This is a genomic window from Bacillus sp. FSL K6-2841 (genome assembly GCF_037976435.1).
Classification (GTDB): Bacteria; Bacillota; Bacilli; order Bacillales; family Bacillaceae; genus Bacillus; species Bacillus pumilus.
The window spans coordinates 2,806,112-2,826,134 of sequence record NZ_CP150266.1; the positions used below are offsets into that span (position 1 = coordinate 2,806,112).

Sequence of the window (20,023 nt, forward strand, 5' to 3'; positions counted from 1 at the left end):
GGCATTATATCATATTTCAGCACATAAAAAGACATCGAATTTCGCCTTTTAACATTTTTTTAAAAATAAAACAAATTTCTATTTATTTATTCGATTGGAAATGATAAATTATGATTGATTAGTTAACCGAGATATAAGTCTGATGTCTTACATCTTCTCTCATGTCCTCCATAAGTTTCAGGAGAAAACAGGATAAAATACCCTATTCAGAAGGGTGAGAAGAGGTAGATCGGTCTTTTTTCGCGAGACTTTTCTGAAACTTTTAAATTTTATAGGGGGTTATGTTTTGAAGAAGCGCAAAATTGGACTAGCATTGTCCTTAGTCGTAGCAGCAGGAACCATCCTTGGAGCATGCGGCAACTCTGGCTCAAACAGCGGTGAAAGCAAAAAAGATAAAGATCAATTCACTGTTGCAATGGTAACTGATGTCGGTGGTGTCGATGACAAATCGTTTAACCAATCAGCTTGGGAAGGTTTACAAGCATTTGGAAAAGACAACAATCTTAAAAAAGGTAAAAACGGCTTTGATTATCTACTATCCAAAACCGATGCAGATTATCCAACAAATTTAAATACACTTGTCAGGCAAAAATTCAACCTCATTTATGGTATCGGTTATAAAATGGAGAGCGCCATTTCAAAAATAGCCGATCAACGTAAGAAAAACCACTTTGCTATCGTTGATGCAGTTGTAAAAAAAGACAATGTAGCAAGCATAATGTTTAACGAAAACGAAGGATCCTTCCTTGTGGGTGTTGCGGCTGCACTTACAACAAAATCGAACAAAATTGGTTTTGTCGGCGGAGTTGACTCTGAATTAGTCAGAAAATTCGAAGTTGGCTTCCGTGCAGGCGTTGAAGCAGCTAATCCGAAAGCAAAAGTGGAAGTGAAATATGCTGGTGCATTCGATAAAGCTGACATCGGAAAAGCAACAGCTGAAAGCATGTACAAATCTGGCGTCGACATCATCTATCATGCTGCTGGCGGCACTGGAAATGGTGTCTTCACAGAAGCAACTAATTTAAAAAAGGCAGATCCAAATCGGAATGTCTGGGTCATCGGTGTTGATAAAGATCAGTATGACGAAGGAAAAGTACCTGGAACAAAACAAAGTGTCACCCTTACTTCTATGATTAAAAAGGTTGACACAGCAGTACAAGACTTAACAACAAAAGCAAAAGAAGGTAAATTCCCTGGCGGTGAAGTGATCACATACGGTCTGAAAGAAGGCGGCGTTGACATCTCTCCATCTCAGGACAACCTTAATAAAGATGTGTTAAAGAAAATTGAAGAATGGAAACAAAAAATCATCAAGGGAGAAGTTAAAATCCCTGCAACACGTGATGAACTAAAAGATTTCAAAGCTTAATTTGAGCATCGGGATAAGCGTATCTTATCCCCTTGCCTCTCCTTTACCTCCTCTTTATTCGTAAAAGGTGGTAAAAGAAAAGCTGCAGCCTCGTTTTGCAGCTTTTCTTTTGCTAGTTTTTATCTTCATCAGCACCCTAAAAAAGGAGCGGTTAAACCTGTGGATTATGTCATTGAAATGTTGAATATACGCAAAGAATTCCCTGGCATTGTAGCAAACGACAACATTACGCTGCAGCTAAAAAAGGGCGAAATTCATGCGCTGCTTGGTGAAAACGGCGCTGGAAAATCAACGCTCATGAACGTGCTTTTCGGTCTTTACCAGCCTGAAAAAGGTGAAATCAAGGTTCATGGAAAACCTGTGACCATCTCTAGCCCGAATGATGCAAGTGATTTAGGTATCGGTATGGTGCATCAACACTTTATGCTTGTCGATACCTTCACCGTCGCTGAAAACATCATCTTAGGAAAAGAGCCCAAGAAATTTGGAAAGATCGACAAAGAACAAGCCATACAGCAAGTACAAGAGCTTTCTGACCGCTATGGCTTAAAAATAGACCCTGCCGCAAAAGTATCTGACATCTCTGTCGGCATGCAGCAGCGTGCAGAAATTTTAAAAACACTTTATCGCGGCGCTGATATTTTGATCTTCGACGAACCAACAGCCGTCTTAACACCTCAAGAGATTAAAGAACTCATACAAATTATGAAAAACTTAATCAATGAAGGCAAATCCATTATTTTAATTACGCATAAACTGAAAGAAATTATGGATGCCTGTCACCGCGTCACCATTATTCGAAAAGGCCAAGGCATTCGTACACTTGATGTGGAAAGCACAAACAAAGATGAGCTTGCAAGCCTCATGGTCGGTCGTGAAGTTTCATTTAAGACAGACAAAAAAGAAGCCTCTCCTGCTGAGGAAGTACTTCAAATTCAAGACCTTACGGTAAAAGACGCGCGAGGTATTGAAGCGGTGAAACAGCTCAACCTCTCAGTAAAGGCTGGAGAAATTGTCGGTATTGCTGGAGTCGATGGCAATGGTCAATCTGAATTAATTGAAGCCATCACTGGTCTAAAAAAATCAGAATCTGGCACGATCATGCTAAACGGGAAAGCCATTCAAAATCTTCCGCCTCGTAAGGTGACCGAATCTGGAATTGGACATATTCCTCAAGATCGTCATAAACACGGACTCGTGCTTGATTTTTCAATAGGAGAAAATATTTCCTTACAAACGTATTATCAGCGCCCATACTCAAAATTCGGCTTGATGAATATGAAAAATATTTACCAAAAGGCAAAGCGAATCATTGCCGAGTATGATGTCAGAACACCGAGTGAATATACAGAGGCGCGCGCCCTATCAGGCGGGAATCAGCAAAAAGCCATTATTGGCCGTGAAGTTGACCGCAATCCTGATTTATTAATTGCCGCTCAGCCGACACGTGGACTTGATGTTGGTGCGATTGAATTTGTTCATAAGCGCCTCATTGAGCAAAGGGACACAGGCAAAGCCGTCCTGCTCATCTCATTTGAGCTTGATGAAATTATGAATGTCAGTGATAAAATTGCTGTTATTTTTGAAGGCAGCATTATTGCTATCGTTGATCCAAAAAAAACAACAGAGCAAGAACTTGGTCTATTAATGGCTGGAAGTACGCAACAGGAAGTGGGGAAAGAAGCAAATGTCTAATCGCTTAACAAATATGCTGATTCCGCTTATAGCCATTGTACTTGGCCTTTTAGTTGGGGCCATTATTATGCTGGCAAGCGGTTATAGTGTCATTGAAGGATATAGCGCCCTTTGGAATGGCGTTTTCGGGGAAACCTATTATATGGGAGAAACCATCAGGCAAGTGACACCTTATATTTTATCAGGTCTTGCGGTTGCCTTTGCATTTCGGACAGGCCTATTTAATATCGGTGTAGAAGGTCAAATGCTCATTGGATGGATAGCTGCTGTTTGGATCGGAACAACTGTCCATGCACCTATGTATATTCATCTGCCGCTTGCACTCATCACTGCAGCTGCTGCTGGTGCATTATGGGGCTTTATTCCTGGTTTTTTAAAAGCTCGTTTTTATGTTCATGAAGTGATCGTCACCATTATGATGAACTATATTGCCCTTCATGTGACAAATTTTATTATTACAAATGTTCTTACAGATCATAAAGATAAAACAGATAATATCAAATCCACAGCCTCTTTGCACTCTGACTTTTTTGAAAAAATAACTGATTTCTCAAGCATGCATAACGGAATTATTGTAGCTATTATATCTGCCGTTATTATGTGGATCATTATCCAAAAAACCTCTAAAGGTTTTGAATTGCGAGCTGTTGGTATGAATCCACACGCCTCCCAATATGCAGGAATGAATGTGAGAAAAAATATTATATATTCAATGCTAATTTCTGGTGCTTTTGCAGGTTTAGCAGGGGCAATGGAGGGATTAGGAACCTTCGAATATGCTTCAATAAAAGATGCCTTCACTGGCGTCGGTTTTGATGGAATCGCTGTTGCTTTATTAGGCGGTAACACAGCCATTGGTGTCGTATTAGCCGCATTATTGCTTGGTGGATTGAAGGTCGGTGCTTTAAACATGCCGCTTGAATCTGGTGTGCCGACTGAGGTCGTTGATATTGTCATTGCGATCATTATTCTTTTCGTCGCCTCAAGCTATATTATCCGCCTTGTGATGAACCAAATGAAGAAAAAGGGGGGAAAATAAGTGGGATTTCTGCAAATTCTTGAAATCATCGTCCCAGCAACACTTGTCTATGCTGCACCACTTATTTTAACCGCTCTTGGAGGCGTCTTTTCAGAAAGATCAGGTGTTGTGAATATCGGTCTTGAAGGTTTGATGGTCGTCGGAGCATTTTCCAGTATTATTTTTAACTTGTTGTTTGCTGATACGTTTGGCGCCTTGACCCCATGGCTTGGGCTCCTCGTCGGAATGGCGATTGGCGGATTGTTCTCTTTGATTCATGCAGTTGCGACCATTACATTCCGTGCTGATCAAACGGTCAGTGGTGTTGCGATTAACATGCTGGCACTTGGTGCTACACTGTTTGTTGTGAAACTCATTTACGGGAAAGCTCAAACAGATAAAATTACAGAGCCTTTCTATAAAGGTGATATTCCCCTTTTAAGTGACATTCCGATTATTGGCGATATCTTCTTTAAAGATGTTTATTATACGTCCATACTCGCATTAGCGCTTGCGGTTGTTGCTTGGTTTGTTTTATTTAAAATGCCGTTTGGTCTTCGTCTTCGTGCAGTCGGAGAACATCCAATGGCTGCTGATACAATGGGAATCAAAGTGTACCGGATGCGCTATATCGGCGTCTTTATTAGTGGACTGTTTGGAGGTCTTGGCGGAGCTGTTTATGCGTCGACCATCGCGCTTGATTTCTCACATGCGACCATTACTGGACAAGGCTTCATCGCACTAGCTGCTCTAGTCTTCGGTAAATGGCACCCATTCGGCGCAATGGGCGCTGCTTTATTCTTTGGATTTGCTCAAAGTTTAAGCATTATTGGCTCTCTCCTGCCGCTATTCCAAGATATACCGAACGTGTACATGCTCATTGCACCATATGTGCTGACCATCTTAGCACTCACTGGCTTCATCGGCCGGGCAGATGCACCGAAAGCACTTGGGACACCTTATTTAAAAGGAAAACGATAATTACGATGTATGATCAGTCCCCTGAAGGATAAACTACCTTCAGGGGATTTTTGTATGATAAAAACATAAAAACTCCTGTTTATTTTACTTTTATTACACTTAATTTAGTTTAATAAATAGATGAGTGTCACAGAATCTTCTACAATTGAGACAAATAGCATTTGGGGGTGTTTATGTGGCTAATACACAACAATTGAAATCGATTACAGACGATTCTGACAATAATAAAAGCGTTTTCCGTAAGATCATGTCTTGGAAAATTGGTGTTATTGACTTACCTGTGTATTTAGTACTTGCAGCGATTATTTTAACTGCCGCTTATTTTAATAAAATTCCAGCAAATATGCTTGGTGGTTTCGCTGTTATTATGATTTTGGGGATTTTCCTTGGAGATATAGGACAACGTATTCCGATATTAAAAGATATTGGTGGACCGGCGATTCTTTCTTTATTCGTACCATCGTTCCTGGTCTTTTTTCATGTTCTGAATCCGAACTCGTTGGAAGCGGTTACGTCTCTTATGAAAACGTCGAACTTCCTTTACTTCTATATTTCTGCTCTTGTAGTAGGTAGTATTCTTGGGATGCAGCGAACTGTTTTAGTACAAGGCCTTATTCGTATGTTTGTTCCTCTTGTTGCAGGAACAATTGCAGCTGTGACTGCCGGAATTCTTGTTGGTCTTTTAGTTGGTTACACACCGCATCATTCGTTCTTCTTTATTATTGTTCCAATTATTGCTGGTGGTGTTGGAGAAGGGATTTTGCCATTATCTATTGCTTATTCACAAATTCTTGGTGTATCAGCAGAGTCATTAATTTCTCAATTAATTCCTGCTGCCGTCATTGGGAACGTCATTGCCATTATCTGTGCTGGCGCAATGAAGAAGCTTGGTGAAAAACGTCCTGAACTAAACGGGAATGGTCGTCTTGTAAAGTCTAAAGAAGCAAATGAAATTTTTGAACAGCCTGATATGGATCCAAAAGTTGATTTTGGGTTAATGGGTGCTGGTGTACTTGTTGCTTGTACAACGTTCATTTTTGGTGGTTTGTTAGAAAGCTTTGTTCATATTCCAGGTCCAATCTTAATGATTGTCCTTGCCGCTTTAATCAAATACTTAAACGTGATGCCTCAGCATTTGCAAGATGGCTCACAGCAGTTCTACAAGTTTGTATCAAGAAGCTTCACATGGCCACTTATGGTCGGTCTAGGGATTCTATACATTCCACTTGATGATGTAGCAACAGTGATTTCTATTCCATTCGTTTGTGTATGTATCGCTGTCGTTCTTGGAATGGTTGGTTCTGGTTACTTCGTTGGGAAATTGATGAACATGTACCCAGTAGAATCTGCGATTGTGACAGGCTGTCACAGTGGTCTTGGCGGTACTGGTGACGTTGCGATCCTTTCAGCTTCCGGAAGAATGGGTCTCATGCCTTTCGCACAAGTTTCTACACGTCTAGGCGGAGCAGCAACCGTGATCTGCGCAACAATCTTACTTAGAATGTTTACTTAATCAAACAATAAAAAGCATGGGCTCTATTATGGGCACATGCTTTTTTTATATTTCTTTTCTCCTATAAGGATTTATTCTTCAGCAGAGACTACACGTATATATTCTCTTGGCTGAAATGGATATTGTCTTGCTTCTTGATAGGTCATATAGAGAAGATGTTCTGAAAACAACGGCCATTCACTTTCCGCCTGCCACCTTTTTTGATCATTTCGTTCTATGAAGAATGCTCCTCCTAAAATCGTGCAGAATATGCTTAAGCTGATGCCCGCTTTTAGTTTCATGTAATCAGCTCCTTTAAGAAAAGCATGTACGAAATACAAAACAATATACAATGAGTTTTATTTTTGATAAAATATTTTTTGTGGTCAAAAGAACTCAAAACAAATACAGTTTGCTGTAATTCAGTTCAAACCAATGCACTATGTCTGTATTTACGCTATAATTTTATTTACCAGTTCTTTAGAACGTGAATTTATATTGATTGAAGGAGGTTTATTTTCTTGCAGCTTATTCACTTCGCCATCCTATCGCCTTTTTTGCTTGCGTTTGTTGTGCCTTTTCTTTTTAAATACGTAAAGCGTATACATACAGGGTGGTTTGTTCTTATCTTGCCTATTCTATTATTTAGCTATTTTGTCCAAATGATGACGATGACATCAAATGGACGAACGTTATTTTCACAGATGGAGTGGATTCCTTCTCTAGGAATGAATTTCACTGTGTATGTAGACGGTCTTAGTTTGTTATTTGCGCTATTGATTACAGGTATTGGTGCACTTGTCGTCTTGTACAGTATTTTCTACTTATCGAAGGAAAAAGAACAGCTCGGCTCTTTTTATACGTATTTGTTAATGTTTATGACCGCTATGCTCGGTGTTGTTCTATCTGACAATATGGTGGTTCTTTACTTGTTTTGGGAGCTGACAAGTATCTCTTCTTTTCTACTTATTGGATATTGGTATAAACGGGATCGCTCACGTTATGGAGCGACAAAATCACTGCTTATTACCGTTTTTGGCGGATTGGCTATGCTCGGTGGTTTTATCCTCCTCTATCTGATTACTGATTCATTTAGTATTCGTGAAGCAGTTAATCAGCTTCAGCTCATTATGGCATCACCTTACTTTATCCCTGCCATGATCCTGATCTTACTAGGTGCCTTTACAAAATCAGCGCAGTTCCCATTCTATATCTGGCTGCCTGATGCAATGGAAGCACCTACCCCTGTGAGCAGTTATCTGCATTCTGCCACAATGGTCAAAGCCGGTATCTACCTTGTAGCCCGCTTTAGTCCCATCTTTGCTATATCAGAGGTATGGTTTTGGACCATATCCATCGTTGGACTTGTGACGTTATTTTGGGGATCATTCCACGCCGTTCGTCAAAACGATTTAAAAGCTATCCTTGCCTTTTCTACCGTTAGTCAGCTCGGGATGATTATGCTTATGCTTGGTGTTGGAGCAGCTGCAATTCATGAAAATGACCCCGCCTTTTTCGGCGCGGCCGTTCTCGCTGCGATTTTCCATTTAATTAACCATGCCACGTTTAAAGGCAGTCTCTTTATGGCGGCTGGTATCATTGATCACGAAACCGGCACTCGGGACATTCGGAAGTTAGGCGGTTTAATGACCATTATGCCGATTACCTTTACGATTACGTTAATCGGTACATTTTCAATGGCTGGTCTACCGCCATTTAACGGTTTCTTAAGTAAAGAGCTGTTTTTCACAAGTATGCTGCGCATTTCTGAAATCAGCTTTACAGATATTTCGACATGGAGCGCTATTTTCCCAGCCGTTGCTTGGCTCGCTAGTGTCTTTACGTTCATTTACAGTATGATGCTTCTCTTTAAAACATTTAGAGGCAATCTTCAGTTAGATCAATTAGAGAAAAAGCCGCATGAAGCACCGATTGGTATGCTCATTCCGCCAATTATCCTTGCTGCACTTGTGGTCACCTTTTTCTTCTTCCCAAATATTCTAGCTTATTCTGTCATTGAACCTGCAATTGCAGCCATTATTCCGGATGCGATTGATCCAGAAAAACGGTTTGTGGTCAAAATTGAAGCATGGCACGGCTTTCAGCCAGAGCTCTATATGACAATGGGTGTTGTCGCTTTAGGGATTATCGGATATTTGACGTTGTCAAAATGGCGTCCAATCTACAATATCTTCAAAGAAAAATGGTCATTCAACTCATTATATGACCGGTCACTGATCGGCTTAGAAAAGGGCTCCTATCGGCTAACAAACAGTTATATGACCGGTTTCCTTCGTGATTACCTTGTCTATGTGTTTGGATTCATGATTATCGTGCTTGGGGGCGTGATGTTTTATCAGAATGCCTTTTCATTTAATATGGAGCATGCTGCTCCAGTCGGCACATACGAGGTCATTCTATCATTAGTCATGATAGCAGCAACCCTCACGACTGTGTTTGCTCGTTCTCGCTTAACAGCCATTATCGGGTTAGGTGTCATGGGGTATACGCTGTCACTATTTTTTGTTATTTTCAGGGCACCTGACCTTGCCCTCACCCAGTTAATTATTGAAACAATTTCTGTTGCACTGTTTTTACTTTGCTTCTATCACTTGCCACAACTAAGCATGAAGCAAAAAACGAGGAAATTTAAAATGACCAATCTCATCATTTCAGTAGGTGTTGGAGTCATTGTGACATGCCTTGCTTTCGCTTCCACAAGCAATCAGTCACTTGATACGATTGCGTCTTACTTTATTGAAAACAGCTACAAGCTTGCAGGCGGAAACAACATTGTCAATGTCATCCTTGTTGATTTCAGGGGCTTTGATACACTGTTTGAAATTACCGTGCTGGCGATTGCGGCACTTGGTATTTATGGATTATTAAAGACACAAGGAAAACGGAAGAGAGGAGTGCGTCGATGAGAAAAATTGATACGAATGATATGCTTTTACAAGTCACAACTAAAATCACTGCATTCATCATCCTGCTCTTCTCCCTTCACCTGTTTCTTGCGGGACATAATAACCCAGGCGGAGGATTTATTGGCGGATTAATGAGTGCCAGTGCTGTCGTTCTTCTGCTCTTAGCCTACGATCTGAAAACAGTTAGACGCATTCTGCCGTTCAACTTTATCTATGTTGCAGCGACTGGGCTGCTCGTCGCGATCCTGACGGGTATGGGATCATTTCTATTCGGTGCACCTTTTCTATCCCATGCATTTGATTATTTTCAACTGCCGTTTTTAGGGAAAACAGAACTGGCAACAGCCGTACTGTTTGATATCGGTGTATATTTGGTTGTTGTCGGTGTCACCATGACCATTATTCAAACGATTGGAGAGAAGGAATAATGGAATTTCTAATGTCTATTATCGTCGGTATTATTTTTATGACGGCGACCTATTTAATGCTTTCAAAAAGCCTACTGCGGGTCATCGTCGGCACTGCTGTTTTGAGCCACGGCGTCCATTTGCTTCTTTTAACAATGGGTGGCTTAAAAAAAGGAGCCCCTCCCATTTTAACTGAGGGAATCACATCCTATGTAGACCCATTACCACAAGCATTAATTTTAACAGCCATTGTCATTGCTTTTGGTGTGACATCCTTTTTACTTGTCATGGCCTTCCGTGCCTTCCAAGAGCTGCGAACAGATGACATGGATCAAATGAGAGGAAATGATCAGCATGAATAATCTCGTGATCCTGCCAATTTTAATACCATTATTAGCTGCTACACTCTTGATCTTTATGAATAAGAACATCATGCTTTCAAGAAGCTTTAGTGTGTTTGCTTCACTCTCAGCCATTGTCTGCAATGTGTATTTAGTCCAAACCATCTTTACTAATGGGATTCAAACCCTCTATTTAGGAGGTTGGAAAGCACCATTTGGAATTGCCCTTGTGGCCGATCAATTTGCTGCGCTCCTTGTACTGACCGCTTCCGTCGTTGGACTAGTGACAGTTCTTTTCTCCTTTCAAACGATTGGGAAGGAAAAGGAGCGGCTGTTCTATTACTCTGGCGTGCAATTTTTGTTAGCTGGCGTAAGTGGTGCCTTCTTAACAGGCGATATTTTCAACCTGTTTGTATTCTTTGAATTACTGCTGATGGCATCATACATGCTTATTGTGCTGGGCGGATCAAAACCGCAGCTTCGAGAATCACTCAAATACATTGTGTTTAATATCATCTCATCGGCTTTATTTATCGTCGGTGTCGCTTGTTTATATGCAGTCACTGGTACACTGAATATGGCTGATTTAAGTGTAAAGATTGCTGAATCAGGGCAAACAGGATTAATCACTGTCATTTCCATTTTGTTCATGATTGTATTTGGCTTAAAAGCTGGGATCTTCCCGCTTTATTTCTGGCTTCCAGGATCATATCATGCACCACCAGCAGCGATTTCCGCTCTATTTGGCGCTTTGCTCACAAAGGTTGGTTTATATGCGATTGCCAGAGTCTTTACGTTAATTTTTATACACGATACAGGGTTCACCCATACACTTATGGCATGGCTGGCCGCACTGACGGTGATATTTGGTGTGATAGGCTCGATTGCTTATTCGGATGTGCAAAAGATTGTGATCTATAACATTGTTACAGCCGTTGGGGTCATTTTGTTTGGGATTGCAGCCAATACACCCGCCTCACTCCAAGGGGCCATTTATTATCTCATTCATGACATGGTGATTAAAGGCGCTTTATTTATGCTGGCAGGTGCACTCTTTGTGTATGCTGGCACAAATCACTTGAAAAAGATGGGCGGGCTAATTCAATCTCAGCCCTTATTAGGGTGGATGTTTTTCATATCGGCTTTATCACTAGCAGGAATCCCGCCTCTGAGTGGTTTTGTTGGAAAGCTAAAGATTGTAGAAGGCGGCTTTTCGGCTGGTCACATGACCTTTTCTATCCTTGTCTTACTGTCCAGCCTTCTTGTCCTTTATTCGATCATGAGAATTTTCATACTCGCATTTTGGGGTGAGGAACAAGATACGCGAAGAAGGAAACCGTCGGTTAAAGGAATGGTGTACCCTGGTGTAATGCTTGTGATCTTGTCACTTGCCATTGGGTTAGGGACAGAGTTCATTTCCCCTTATATTAATCAAGCAGCGGAAATGCTCTCAACACCAGAAAAATATATTCAAGCTGTGCTGAAGGAGTAGATGAACATGGCCTTTCAAATATTATTAAACGCTCTCCTCGCCTTTACCTGGATGTTTATGAATGATACATACAGAGCAGCAGACTTTGTATCAGGCTTTGCACTAGGGATGGTCGCAATTTTTATGCTTCGGCGATTTTTCCCACAGCGTTTTTACGGGTATGCCCTTTATGCAATTTTCAAGCTCTTATTGATTTTTATTCGGGAGCTGCTTCTTGCCAATTTAAGTGTATTAAAGACCGTATTATCTCCAAAGCTCACAATAAAGCCCGGTATTTTTGCCTTTCGTACGGACTTGAAAACGGATTGGGAAATTAGCATCCTTTCTAACATGATTACATTGACACCAGGTACACTGGTCATAGATATTTCTGATGATCGTTCGATTTTGTACATTCATGCAATGGATATTGAAGATGCGGAAAAAGCCATTCATGATATCCGGGTTTCATTTGAAAAAGCGATTCAGGAGGTGAGTGGCAAGTAATGGAGATCATCTTACAAATTTCACTTGGTATTCTTGCCCTGTCCACCCTTCTGTTTGTTATTCGAGTGATCAAAGGTCCCTCTATTCCTGATCGTGTAAGTGCACTTGATGCGATAGGAATCAATTTAATTGGGATGACAGCTATCGTTTCTATTTTGCTGAAAACGACAACGTTTTTTGAAATTATTTTACTGCTCGGTATCCTTGCCTTTATCGGCACTGTCGCTTTTTCCAAATTCCTTGAGAAAGGGGAAGTGATTGAAAATGATCGTCATCGCTAAAGCTATTGTCATTTTCTTTATCCTGCTCGGCGCCATCCTTTGTCTCATTTCAGCCATTGGCGTTCTTCGCCTGCCGGATGTTTATACACGTATGCATGCTGCATCAAAAGCATCGACACTTGGTGTTGTCCTCATATTAGTTGGGGTATTCTTTCACGAATGGTTTCTTGCAGGTATTATTTCTGCGAAGATTCTACTTGGGATTGTCTTTATCTTTTTAACAGCTCCGGTCGGCGCACACTTGATCGGAAGAGCCGCCTACAATACTGGTGTCAAGATGGACAAACGAAGTGTACAAGATGATTATGGTGGTTTTCGTAACTTCGTGATTAAACGCAAAGAAGACTCGTACTTATAAACCGAAAGAAGATCCTCACATGCGGGGATCTTCTTTTTATGAATCAATCCAACCTAAAAAAAAGCTTCCGCTGCACCGGGAGCTTTTTTATATGCGATCAATGACAGCAAGTGTGCATCTTGACGTACAGATGTGCCGGTCTCGATCATCTTTAATATCAATTTGAAATACCATTGTACGGCGCCCTACATGTACCGGAACAGCCGTCGCTGTCACTACTCCATCTCGTACAGATTTTAAGTGATTGGCATTAATTTCAATCCCTGAGCAAACTTGCTGAGTTAAGTCTAAATGAGCCGCAGCCCCCATGCTTGCCACTGTTTCTGCTAGAGCAGCAGATGCTCCTCCGTGCAGCAGTCCAAATGGCTGTTTTGTTCTGTGATCAACTGGCATTGTTGCTACACATCGTGACTCATTACACTCTACAATCTCAATTCCCAGTGCCTCAAGCAGTGTATTTGATCCACTCACTTCCATCAGGGTTCTCTCCCTTCACACGTTTACAACACACTTTCAGATTTTGCAATTAACACCGCTTCGGTTCGAGAGCCAACATTCAGCTTATTAAAGATGGATGTCAAGCTGTATTCAATTGAGCGTTTGCTCAAATGCAGCACATCGGCAATCTCTTGGTTCGTGTATCCTTTTTCCACTTCTCTCAGGATCAAACACTCTCGCTCTGTTAACAGCTCGTGATCAGTCTGCTGCGCCTGTTCTGGCTTTTCTTGCTGCTGTGAAATTAATTTCTTTAAATAGGATAGCTGAATGACAACTTCTCCTTGCAATGTGCGGTGTATGTATTCAATAATTTTGTCTTTTGTCTCTGTTTTACTAATTGCACCGTGCAATCCAGCCCGAATGGCCTCTTCAAAATAATCATCTACTTCATACCCTGTATAAATGATGATTTTCACTTGTTGGTTGGTTTCTAGAATTTGTTTCGCAATGTCCATTCCATTGATATCCCCGAGATTTAAATCCATCAAAATCACATCATAGATGGAAAAGTCATGCGTCTTTAAAAAGGCGGCTTCTGCATCAGGACTTAAACAATCGACTGATAGCTGTTGATCTGATTCTAATATGCTTTTTGTCCCTTCCATGACAGCCGGATGATCATCAATGACCAATATCTTCTTCATGTCTTCCTCCCTTTAAATCACTCACTTCCATTTTATATAAAAGACTTGGCAGATGCCAAGTCTTATTCCTTAATAAATCGTTACAATTCCATTTCAATTTTCACCTTCAGCCCTTTTTCAGGTGCTGTGTGAATGTGAAGCTTCCCATTTAACGCCTTGACTCGTTCTCTGATTCCAGAGAGGCCCATGCTCATGGTGTGCTGATCAAGATGGCTTGCGTCAAAACCAACTCCATCATCCTCGTAGTGAAGAACAACCTGATCTTTAATACAAATCAGCATTACGAGCACTTGGCTGGCTTGAGAATGTTTCAAGGCATTGGATAACAGCTCCTGAACAATTCGGTAAATATTAAGCTGGGAGTCAATGTCAATGTCCAGCTCCTTATCAAAGCGTGTCGTATTCAGCCGAATATGAAACGGCGCTTCCTCTTGAATTTGAGAAGTCAGCTTCGATATCGCCTTCACTAAACCTAAATCGTACAGTAGCTGCGGCCGAAGTTCATGACATGTTTCTCTCGTCGTTTGAATCACCTTAGACATTTGTTCATTCCATGAGATAAGCGATTGTTCAATAGACGTTGGGCATTGATCGTTTTGGAAATTCGTTAAAAACATCTCTGACTGTCTTTTCAGCGATATCAAATCCTGCAACACGGAATCATGAAGATCCCTCGCTAAATCGGAGCGCTGTTTTTCCTCCATCGCAAACATGACTTTTTTCAGCCAAGCAGGGTTCGCTTCACGCTGCTTCAAATCTTCAAGATGCTCCATCAATTCTTCAATCTTGACGACATTTTCTAAACTGACACTTGTGTAAAATGCCAATGTTTTCAGCCAAGAAATCTCATCACGCGTCAATTTTGGTGTCTGTAAATTGGATAAACAGCAAATCACAAATGAGTGACCGCCCCGCTCGCCAATTTTCATCATGAACCCTTTATCAAGCTCAATGATTTTCCCGACTTCCCCTAAAATATCCTGAAATTGATCCACATACTCTTTCCATAGATTGCTATCACCTGAAGATTCATCAATCTCTTCAATCTGTCCATCTGGCTTCACTTCAAGCACAAAGGCTTTATTCACAACCAGCACTTCTAAAATGGTGTATTTCAAATGATATAACACTTGGTGAAGTGATGACGCCTCACGGATGAGCTGAGTAAATTTAAACACACTGTCCTGATAATTATGCTTCTCTGAAAAACGTTTCAGCCGGAAGCGGAAATCTAGAATTTCTTTAAAATAAAAGACAGCAAGCATAAGCGCATAGGTGATTAATGCGAGCTTCAGGGTGTACTTCAAATCTTCTGGTTTCTGCAAAATGTAAAACGTGACGACAACAAAAATGGTCGGTGTGATGGCTAGAAAGCCATAGTATTTCAGTCTGCTTATCAAAAAATCCATGTTGTAAAGCTTGTTCGTCATAAATTGATACACGAGTGAAAAAGGAATGAGCAAGACAAAAGAAGTTAAGAAAAAGGGATCTACCACATAAATACGAAACAAAACATATGGAATTGCAAATAAAAATATAAAAGGACAAAATGCTATGATATTTATCATGACAAAAAACTTTAAAACAGACCCCTGCTCTGTCTCTTTATATTTCCGCATTCCATTGATAATCACTTTGAATGACATGATAATAGAAGCGAAAAAGAATAAAAGATTTAAACTTGGCATGTATCTGGCTATCGCCGAATCAATCGGAACAAATAACTCTATTACTAGATTAATTATAGGAAGACTATATAAAAAGCGAATTGTTTTTTGAGTCGTTATATGCAGGTCAAACTCTTTGAAATATTGATAAATGAAATGAATATAAAAGATAAATACACTTGATAAACAAAATACGATCACATAATGGCTAAATCTCTCACCAATCCCTGAAGTACCTGCACTTAGATATCCGATACAAATTGTTAATAAAAATAAAACTAATAGAAATGCTGATTTTCGTTGGGCCTCTTTGTTAATTCGAATGATAAAGAAGATACAAAATAAACAAATTGAATACAGGATGAGAGGAATTAAATAGACAAATAAACTTTCTTGACCAATCAATGTCTTATTTTTTAGGGTGATCATTTGGTTGCCTCTTTGAATATCAATTCTTTGCACATTCCTAAGCTCACCATTGATCAAATGATCTTTGTTGTTAGCAGGTTCCCCATTGATTTTAAGTATAATATCTCCTTCTTCTAATCCTGATGTGTAGGCTAAAGAAAGATATTCAACTTTGACAACTTCTGCTTGACCGTTCTTGTTCTCCGCTACACGTGCTCCATTAAAAATATCAAATACATAAATATATGAAACATAGATCACAAATAAAAAAGATAGAAAAACCAAAAAAGCAGATAGTTTCGTATAAGTTATCTTCATGTATAAAACATCCTTAACTGGAGAACTTTTAAATCATTTTTAAATGAATCGTATCATTTATAGTACCATATATACTCTGCAGACATTTGCCCTTTCTTAATACCTTGAATGATTGCTTTCATCGTTTGCTCATCTGTATGAATTAAACTTGCATTCCCTAAGTCCAATTCATTCACAACACCAGGATTTTTCACTAAATATGCAATAACATTTTGAATGTTCAATCATTGCCCTCCTTTGTCATAAATGCATATAATTGTTCCTTCTTCGTTTTAGGTAAATCAAGTTGTTCCATTTCACGCTTCATTTTTAACAGCATAATCTCTCTCATCGATACCATGTACTGAGTCAAACCAGCTTCAAGTAACTTCTGCTTCAGTTGAAACCGCTTTTGCTCTGACTCATCCAGCCGGTTAGAAAAGAAGGAAAGAAGCTCTTGACTGGCATCGTTAAAACGTCTTTGCAAATAACTGAATGCCAGTGTTTGTTTTTTTTCAAAATCTCCGTTTGATTTTGAAAATAACGCAAAAAAATCGTTACTGATCTGTTCAGCAACACCATAACATATTGAATAAGATTCCACAGTTGCGTTGATTTTCCCCGTCGCTAAATAAGCACCCAGTACACTAGAAAGAGCTGTTAATGATCCTGATTTTTTCCTTAAAACCTCTACACACTCTTCTTCTGTTCCATGCAAATGACGCAAATCCTCGTGCTGCCCTTCCATTGACATTTTAATGAAATGGAACAGCTTCTCTACTAGTTGAGAATTATTTTCACATATTGATGCAATGAATTGGATACTCACCGTATATAAATACGTAGAAGCATTGATGGCCACTCCTTGGTCGACGTTCATCCAAGGATACGAATCATTGTCCTGATCTTCAATATCATCTAATATATCGGCAGATAAGATAAGAAGTTCAATCCCTGCTGCCAATTGTGTAATCGCTTGCTTGCCTTGTCCGCCAAATGCCTCATAATGCTGGTAAGCTAATTGACCAAGAGGAAATTCTTTTTTTCTATCTGTAAATTCTAGAAGCAGCTTTTGTAAATCCTTCTGCCTGACCGCATGTTGAATAAAATCAGACATATTCTGCTTGATTTTCGTATTCTCTAGATAGTTTAGCATACTCGATCTTGTCCCTCACCCTTCCGCCTTTTATTTTACTAAAAAGACATGAGCAAATGTCCACTGACATCACTATTTAACAATTATATAATAATATATCCTTTTTTTGTATGTATTTGGATAAAAAAAAGACTTGATGATTATCAAGTCTTTAAGAAATTTTCACATATTCATATTTGTCGTACTGATCAATGCTTTTGTTAATGTTATGAAGAGAAGCCGTTGTTTCTCTAATTTCGTTTTCAAGTTTCCATAATAATTGTTTAAGTTCTTCGATTTCATACTTTTCCATCGATTCCACTCTCCTTTTTTGGAAGATCAATGTATTTGTGTATGGTGATTGGGTCATAAGTATTTGATCTGTTACTAACAGTGTAAATGTAATTGAGTATTTTTTCACCGAAAAGTATGCACAAAATGTGTGCGTGATACCGCAAAATTCAATAGGTCTTTTTTCATCATTTTCTGACTTTTCAAATCATACTTTTATCTTAATTTCAAAGGAACTCCGTCATTTTTGCGACAAGAATAGGCATCATTCGTCACACTTCTCTCACAACAGAACATACGATCCCTCCTGTAACCTCGGTTTTGCGTGTTATAGGTCAGACGACAGGCCCCTTTGTGGACACCGCAATTTTTTGGCGACATTCACCGAAATTGACCGCAAAAGTACCTATTTTTATGTTGGATTTATAAAGATAGAAAGATCATTTTGATTCTTTATTCTGATTTTCTACATACATTTAGAACAGATATCCGTCCAATTTCACGTCAATGAGAGAAGAGGTGACCATGTGTTTTACTATGTTCCTTATCCTGCTTTGCAGGGTCCCGCAATGAGCCGTGCATATCCGCGCACGCCTATGACTTTTCCTCCAGTAGATGCCCACTCATTTCAACGAGCCGCAAAGGAATCAGCCCGACTTGTTGCTGATGCTTCACTTATTACACAGCAGATTTCCAGCTCCCTTTCGTTTGCACAGCGGATTATGGAGGCTGCTGAGCGCTCTGATTCGACAAGTGTCATCCGAATGCTGAAACAAATCGGTGTGAAAAGTGGTATTGACATCCGCTTTAGTCCAGAAGGCATTCGTATCTACTTGTCTCTTGCCTCTAGCAGACTTTTTCTCCTTTTACAGTGGGCATAACAAAAAAAGCCGCTCTCAGCGTGGGCGGCTTTTATGATTCAAACATTTTATGACACCATTCAATGGCTTCTATATAACATCCGTAGGCTTCTTGCTTCGGGAGATTCCCATCTAACATCTCATGATCCCATTCATTTCGTTCAATCCGTTTGGCGACATCTAGCACAAATGAATAATCATTTTCATAGCCAAGCAGTGCCTCACCAACTTCATCAGAAAGTGGCAACTCTTTTACAAGTTCTGTGATATCTGCCCTGACAAGTGTATCAATGAGAGAAAACATGCCTGTCAGCATATAAGAGGCTGGGTGCTCTCGTTCGGTACGACTTGCAATCAGTTCACACGTTTTTGCCCGAATGAAGGACATTTTAATAATTTCTTTTTGGCTTGAGTTGGCTTGAACATTCAATTCTTTAAATGAAAGAATAAAGATCCACCGCCTAATTTCATTAAAACCAAGCAGAATAATCGCCTGCCGGATACTTTTGATTTGATAAAGACGTCTCATGCCGCCTGAATTGAGCATTTTTAATAATTGGTATGATAGCGAAAGGTCACTTTCAATAAAATGGGTCACAACCTGGATATTCGGCTGTTCCTTGCTCAGCTCATTTAATAGCTGGTGATACGCATGGAAGCTGGTTGATAATGCTCGTCCTGATATAACATGCGGCTCACTAAAGAAATACCCTTGAAACAAATGGAAGCCGGCTTCTAGCGCTTCTTCATATTCTCTTCGCGTTTCCACCTTTTCTGCAAGGAAACGAAGTCGATATTTTTTATAGGTATGTAGAATTTTTCTACGTTCTTCCGATGTGGTCTTTAGAAAGTCAATTTTTAAAATATCAATGCAATAGAGGAGTTCCTCAAGCAACTTGTCACTGAAATGTGATCCGCTTAGAAAAAAATCATCAAGTGCAATCGTATATCCCCATTTTTTTAATTCCTTACATCTCATAATAAGTGCCGGGGTAATCGGGACATTTTCTAATATCTCGATCACAAGCTGATGCGGATCAAAATAGGTGAGCAGATCAGACGAAAGTAAGCTTTCGGTGAAATTAATGTAGCATCTTTTGCCTTCTGTCAATGTTTCGATGCCGATATTTAAAAAACTGTTAATAATGAGGTCCGTTGTCGCTTGGTCACCATCTTCAGCGCTATATGTATTGGTTTCACTATCTCTATAAAGCAGCTCGTATGATACGACTTGTTCTTTTCTGTTAAAAATAGGCTGTCTCGCAACAAACACCCTCAACTGCTCCAATCCTCCTTTATGCAATGACAAACAAGATGTGCTTTCAGTATACCAAATGATTGTGCTTATGGTTCATTTTGAATCGGTCAAAAAATAA

General features: G+C 39.9%; 21 protein-coding genes. 13 read left to right on the plus strand and 8 right to left on the minus strand.

The window, feature by feature from the left end; genetic code table 11:
* Positions 1-286: 286 nt before the first annotated feature.
* From MHH68_RS14425 to MHH68_RS14445, 5 genes are all read left to right on the plus strand, one after another.
* On the plus strand, positions 287-1,369 hold the full coding sequence (locus MHH68_RS14425; protein ID WP_339163723.1) for a BMP family protein: 1,083 nt from the start codon (positions 287-289) through the stop codon (positions 1,367-1,369).
* A 159-nt stretch (positions 1,370-1,528) separates the two neighbouring features.
* Complete coding sequence (locus tag MHH68_RS14430) at positions 1,529-3,064, plus strand: ABC transporter ATP-binding protein (RefSeq protein ID WP_339163725.1); 1,536 nt, start codon at positions 1,529-1,531, stop codon at positions 3,062-3,064.
* Entirely contained in the window at positions 3,057-4,103 is a 1,047-nt protein-coding gene (locus MHH68_RS14435) for an ABC transporter permease (RefSeq protein ID WP_339163726.1), read from the plus strand. Before MHH68_RS14430 ends, MHH68_RS14435 begins: the two co-directional genes overlap by 8 nt.
* Positions 4,104-5,063, plus strand: a complete 960-nt coding sequence (locus MHH68_RS14440; protein WP_058013798.1) for an ABC transporter permease — start codon at positions 4,104-4,106, stop codon at positions 5,061-5,063. It begins immediately after the preceding gene.
* 175 nt (positions 5,064-5,238) lie between these two features.
* The gene (locus MHH68_RS14445; protein ID WP_003213451.1) at positions 5,239-6,576 is read left to right on the plus strand and encodes a 2-hydroxycarboxylate transporter family protein; all 1,338 of its coding nucleotides are present in this window, start codon (positions 5,239-5,241) and stop codon (positions 6,574-6,576) included.
* A 71-nt stretch (positions 6,577-6,647) separates the two neighbouring features.
* Here the strand turns inward: MHH68_RS14445 and MHH68_RS14450 are convergent, their stop codons facing one another.
* Complete coding sequence (locus tag MHH68_RS14450; RefSeq protein ID WP_012011099.1) at positions 6,648-6,857, minus strand: hypothetical protein; 210 nt, start codon at positions 6,855-6,857, stop codon at positions 6,648-6,650.
* Positions 6,858-7,076: 219 nt separating this feature from the next.
* Here MHH68_RS14450 and MHH68_RS14455 point away from each other — a divergent pair, with 219 nt between their 5' ends.
* Genes MHH68_RS14455 through mnhG form a run of 7 tightly spaced genes read left to right on the plus strand, consistent with a single transcriptional unit; the run spans position 7,077 to position 12,847 of the window.
* Positions 7,077-9,482, plus strand: coding sequence for a Na+/H+ antiporter subunit A (locus MHH68_RS14455; RefSeq protein ID WP_339163730.1), 2,406 nt, complete (start codon positions 7,077-7,079; stop codon positions 9,480-9,482).
* Positions 9,479-9,910, plus strand: a complete 432-nt coding sequence (locus tag MHH68_RS14460) for a Na(+)/H(+) antiporter subunit B (protein WP_034620105.1) — start codon at positions 9,479-9,481, stop codon at positions 9,908-9,910. The genes MHH68_RS14455 and MHH68_RS14460 overlap by 4 nt, the downstream gene beginning before the upstream one ends.
* Entirely contained in the window at positions 9,910-10,251 is a 342-nt protein-coding gene (locus tag MHH68_RS14465; protein WP_058013796.1) for a Na(+)/H(+) antiporter subunit C, read from the plus strand. The genes MHH68_RS14460 and MHH68_RS14465 overlap by 1 nt, the downstream gene beginning before the upstream one ends.
* Positions 10,244-11,722 (plus strand): Na+/H+ antiporter subunit D, encoded by a 1,479-nt coding sequence (locus tag MHH68_RS14470; RefSeq protein ID WP_339163734.1) that lies wholly within the window; start codon positions 10,244-10,246, stop codon positions 11,720-11,722. The genes MHH68_RS14465 and MHH68_RS14470 overlap by 8 nt, the downstream gene beginning before the upstream one ends.
* A gap of 6 nt (positions 11,723-11,728) precedes the next feature.
* Positions 11,729-12,208: a Na+/H+ antiporter subunit E gene (locus MHH68_RS14475; protein WP_058013794.1), complete on the plus strand. Its 480-nt coding sequence runs from the start codon at positions 11,729-11,731 to the stop codon at positions 12,206-12,208.
* The gene (locus MHH68_RS14480; RefSeq protein ID WP_012011105.1) at positions 12,208-12,489 is read left to right on the plus strand and encodes a Na(+)/H(+) antiporter subunit F1; all 282 of its coding nucleotides are present in this window, start codon (positions 12,208-12,210) and stop codon (positions 12,487-12,489) included. Before MHH68_RS14475 ends, MHH68_RS14480 begins: the two co-directional genes overlap by 1 nt.
* A complete protein-coding gene (mnhG, locus tag MHH68_RS14485) occupies positions 12,473-12,847 on the plus strand; it encodes a monovalent cation/H(+) antiporter subunit G (RefSeq protein ID WP_003213369.1) in 375 nt (124 codons plus the stop codon). The genes MHH68_RS14480 and mnhG overlap by 17 nt, the downstream gene beginning before the upstream one ends.
* An 87-nt stretch (positions 12,848-12,934) precedes the next feature.
* On the opposite strand, the gene MHH68_RS14490 is transcribed toward mnhG, so the two are convergent.
* The 6 genes from MHH68_RS14490 to degQ form a co-directional block, all read right to left on the minus strand.
* Positions 12,935-13,324 carry a hotdog fold thioesterase gene (locus MHH68_RS14490; protein ID WP_003213775.1) on the minus strand — a complete coding sequence of 130 codons (390 nt, stop codon included), beginning with the start codon at positions 13,322-13,324 and terminating at the stop codon, positions 12,935-12,937.
* A 23-nt stretch (positions 13,325-13,347) separates the two neighbouring features.
* Positions 13,348-13,989, minus strand: coding sequence for a response regulator transcription factor (locus MHH68_RS14495; protein WP_058013793.1), 642 nt, complete (start codon positions 13,987-13,989; stop codon positions 13,348-13,350).
* An 80-nt stretch (positions 13,990-14,069) separates the two neighbouring features.
* Complete coding sequence (locus MHH68_RS14500) at positions 14,070-16,382, minus strand: ATP-binding protein (protein ID WP_339163736.1); 2,313 nt, start codon at positions 16,380-16,382, stop codon at positions 14,070-14,072.
* 53 nt (positions 16,383-16,435) lie between these two features.
* Positions 16,436-16,606, minus strand: coding sequence for a competence pheromone ComX (gene comX, locus MHH68_RS14505; RefSeq protein WP_098677614.1), 171 nt, complete (start codon positions 16,604-16,606; stop codon positions 16,436-16,438).
* Entirely contained in the window at positions 16,603-17,517 is a 915-nt protein-coding gene (locus MHH68_RS14510) for a polyprenyl synthetase family protein (RefSeq protein WP_339163738.1), read from the minus strand. Before MHH68_RS14510 ends, comX begins: the two co-directional genes overlap by 4 nt.
* 151 nt (positions 17,518-17,668) lie before the next feature.
* Positions 17,669-17,809, minus strand: a complete 141-nt coding sequence (degQ, locus tag MHH68_RS14515; RefSeq protein ID WP_003213123.1) for a degradation enzyme regulation protein DegQ — start codon at positions 17,807-17,809, stop codon at positions 17,669-17,671.
* A 505-nt stretch (positions 17,810-18,314) separates the two neighbouring features.
* Between degQ and MHH68_RS14520 the strand changes: the two genes are divergently transcribed.
* On the plus strand, positions 18,315-18,668 hold the full coding sequence (locus MHH68_RS14520) for a hypothetical protein (RefSeq protein ID WP_034620108.1): 354 nt from the start codon (positions 18,315-18,317) through the stop codon (positions 18,666-18,668).
* Between the two features lie 31 nt (positions 18,669-18,699).
* On the opposite strand, the gene MHH68_RS14525 is transcribed toward MHH68_RS14520, so the two are convergent.
* Positions 18,700-19,926: an HDOD domain-containing protein gene (locus tag MHH68_RS14525; protein WP_012011110.1), complete on the minus strand. Its 1,227-nt coding sequence runs from the start codon at positions 19,924-19,926 to the stop codon at positions 18,700-18,702.
* Between the last annotated feature and the right edge of the window lie 97 nt (positions 19,927-20,023).